Source organism: Pseudoalteromonas sp. SANK 73390 (genome assembly GCF_054966645.1).
Window position 1 is genome coordinate 1 of the sequence record NZ_ARPN01000164.1, and the last position, 2,963, is coordinate 2,963.

Annotated in this window: 3 protein-coding genes; 1 reads left to right on the forward strand and 2 read right to left on the reverse strand. The window is 39.9% G+C overall.

Going from position 1 to position 2,963, the window contains the following annotated elements:
* Positions 1-206 precede the first annotated feature (206 nt).
* Both SANK73390_RS19095 and SANK73390_RS19100 read right to left on the reverse strand, forming a co-directional pair.
* Positions 207-1,160, reverse strand: coding sequence for an ABC transporter substrate-binding protein (locus SANK73390_RS19095; RefSeq protein ID WP_462767954.1), 954 nt, complete (start codon positions 1,158-1,160; stop codon positions 207-209).
* A 74-nt stretch (positions 1,161-1,234) separates the two neighbouring features.
* Complete coding sequence (locus SANK73390_RS19100; RefSeq protein ID WP_462767955.1) at positions 1,235-2,107, reverse strand: AraC family transcriptional regulator; 873 nt, start codon at positions 2,105-2,107, stop codon at positions 1,235-1,237.
* Between the two features lie 213 nt (positions 2,108-2,320).
* Here SANK73390_RS19100 and SANK73390_RS19105 point away from each other — a divergent pair, with 213 nt between their 5' ends.
* Entirely contained in the window at positions 2,321-2,761 is a 441-nt protein-coding gene (locus SANK73390_RS19105) for a DoxX family protein (protein ID WP_462767956.1), read from the forward strand.
* Positions 2,762-2,963: the final 202 nt, after the last annotated feature.

The following is a 2,963-nucleotide window of genomic DNA, read 5'->3' on the forward strand; positions in this document are numbered from 1 at the left end:
AGGAAGACAATGTCGTGTGAGTAGTGCCATAAGATCCTGACCTTCGTCAGGATGACAATGTGTGTGAGTAACTTACAAGGTCCTAACCTGCGTCAGGATGACAATGAGTGTGCTTGCACAATGCACCACATTTGATTTGCTTTATTTTAAATCCTTAGTTACTCATATCAGGCTAGAGTGTAAACGGGGTTTACACTCTAGTTTTTCTAATACCTGCGATTGTCACAGCTGGGGGATGTTAACCAATGCTGCCAGCGTTTAGGGTTGTGTTGCAACCAATCAATACTTACTTGCTCACTGCTTTGTGATTGCTGATTAACTTGTAATGCAAATTGTGCTAAATCTGAGCTATTAAAAGTCATATTTTCTAAAATTGAAAAAGCGCATGGGAGTGCTTTTGGAAACTCCTTGGCAGCTACTTTTTTAATCCAACCAGTAGCGGGGTTACCACAATCATGTAAAAACTGCTTATTCATTCCCCACTCTGGCTTAGTCTCGCACTCGGGTGCATAAGCAGGAAAATCTACAAATTGCCCTTGGTACTGCACATCTACCCAGTTTGGGGTCCAATTAAATAATAAAACGGGTTGATTTAACTTATATGCCTGTTTAAGTATGGTTACCAAAGCGGCATCATCAGGTAAGCTTTCAATGCGGTAGTTAAGCCCCAATGCCCTCACTCTCGCATGGTCGTTTTTCTCCCAAGGGCCCGTATAATAAACACCTCTAGGGTCATCTCCTTTACTAAATAGATGTGCACAGTCATTTAATGCTTGCCAATCAGGCAGCTTAGGGCATAAAAGCTCCACATAGCTTGGGTACCACCAATCCTCTCTGGTTTCTATGGGATAGCTGCCCGCTTCTTGTAGGTCGTTAGAAGCGATTAATTGCGCTAATTTATCTTCCATAGTGCCTTGCCATACTTCAACTTGAACATCTACATAGTTGTATTTTAGATAGTACCATTGTCCATCTGTAGGCAAGGGTACAAATTTTGAGTCAATATTCACTTTACTTAATAACTGGCTATAAATATGTGAGATCACATGTTGGCTGGCCCAGTCATTCAGTATAATGCGAACTGTTTGTGCATGGAGCGCTTGAGGTAAACTTAGCAGCACCGCTGTTATACAATAAAGTAACTTTTTGCGCTGGAGCATAATCACGTAACTCATCATTTAGGTATAAATAAGTTATAGTTGCTCTTGTATGAGTTTGCGACCTAACTTTTTAGCTATGCTAAAGGCAAATATACATCAGTTCGTAAGTCGCATTCGTCAACTTCGTGAATAAGGTTCAAATATTCAAAAAAGCATGGATGACTACCTAATTGCTCGCCACTTTTTGGCAACCAGTATTGATACAACGCGTAAATTGTTGCTTCTAAAGTGTCATGACTGCCAAAGTGCGTAGCTTTTGCACAGCGCATAGCGGGAATAATACCTTCCATTACGCCAAATTCGTTTTCAGCAATGCTTGTACTGCCATGGCGAAGCGAACCGCATATTTTAAACTTAAACGCTTGCTCTTCCATAATGTTAGGATCGCCGTTTGGAATACCAAAAGTTCGGCTGTTAGCAATAGCACTGCGTTGGCTTTGTCTTCGCCATTCAACAAACTTCGCGGCACTTTCGTACACTCTTTGTGGGTCTCCTTGATGCGTTAAATAGGCGATGGGTGTTTGTTCAAATGCTACCGTCAACACCTTTACCCTTTCTCCTTCTAATGCTGGCAAAGTAAACTCAAATACACGATACCAATTGGGCCAATTTGGTGTTTGTCTAAACTGACTAGGCGTTTGTTTAAAGGTGCGCTTAAAGGCGCGCGCAAAAGCTTCACTGCTGTCAAACTGGGCACCTAAAGCAATATCGATAATTTTAGTATCAAGCTCAAATGCGAGTTGAAAAGACGCCCGTTTAAAACGCGCTAACTGCAAAAATTTAATTACACTCACACCGGTATACGCTAAAAATACCCGGTGAAAATGGTATCGAGATAGTGCAGCCACTTCACTTAGGAGAGTTAAATCTAGCTGCCGATCCAAGTTGTGATCTATATAGTCACAGACCCTTTTTATCCGCTTTTCTAAGGCGTCCTCATTATTCATTGTCTTTAAGCCTAAGTCGTTTAAATTGTTCAGTATGAATTTAACAATGCGCTTTGTCTTGATTGAAGTTGCTGTTTATTGCCTTTAACCATTCTAAATAAAAGAATGATAACCTCTAAATATAATAATTTTAATTCATAAAAAAGAATTTAAACTCTGTGTATCAGTCAATCATTGCTGACTTAAACAATTTACACTTTTTGAGGAATTATCATGAACATATTTAATCCATTTTCAAATAACACTATCTTGGCAAATACATCTGTACTTTTGGCACGTTTTGGTTTGTCTGCAATTTTTATTCTAGCTGGTTTAAATAAAATTCAATATTTTGAAGGTAATGCTCAGTATATGGCCTCGGCAGGTTTACCTTCTGAATTACTACCCTTAGTAATCGCCTTTGAATTAATCGGTGGCTTATTGATTTTGAGTGGTTTGTTAAGTCGAGTAACCGCACTGGCCTTTGCGGGCTTTAGTATTGTAAGTGCAGTGCTGTTTCATGCTAACTTAGCAGATCAAATACAGTTTATTATGTTCTTTAAGAACATTGCGATTGCAGGGGGATTTTTAATGCTTGCAGCGCATGGTGCTGGCCAGTGGAGTATAGATCAGGTACTTAGCAATAGAACTAGCGCTAGTAAACAAACCGCATAAGCAAAGGCCCTATTTACCCATGGGTATTCTAGGGCTTGCTTTTAAGATTCAAAGCATCGCACTTGGCTAGATCCTGACCTTCGTCAAGATGACAATATAAACGTCACCCTAAACTTGTTTCAGGGCCTACTTTTAAAATTCAAAGCATCACTTGGCTAGATCCTGACCTTCGTCAGGATGACAGTTTAAACGTCACCCTGAA

Excerpts from the sequence above, each read along its gene's own strand:
- SANK73390_RS19095 (WP_462767954.1), bottom strand. The coding sequence starts at position 1,160 with ATGCTCCAGCGCAAAAAGTTACTTTATTGTATAACAGCGGTGCTGCTA.
- SANK73390_RS19100 (WP_462767955.1), bottom strand. The coding sequence starts at position 2,107 with ATGAATAATGAGGACGCCTTAGAAAAGCGGATAAAAAGGGTCTGTGAC.
- SANK73390_RS19105 (WP_462767956.1), top strand. The coding sequence starts at position 2,321 with ATGAACATATTTAATCCATTTTCAAATAACACTATCTTGGCAAATACA.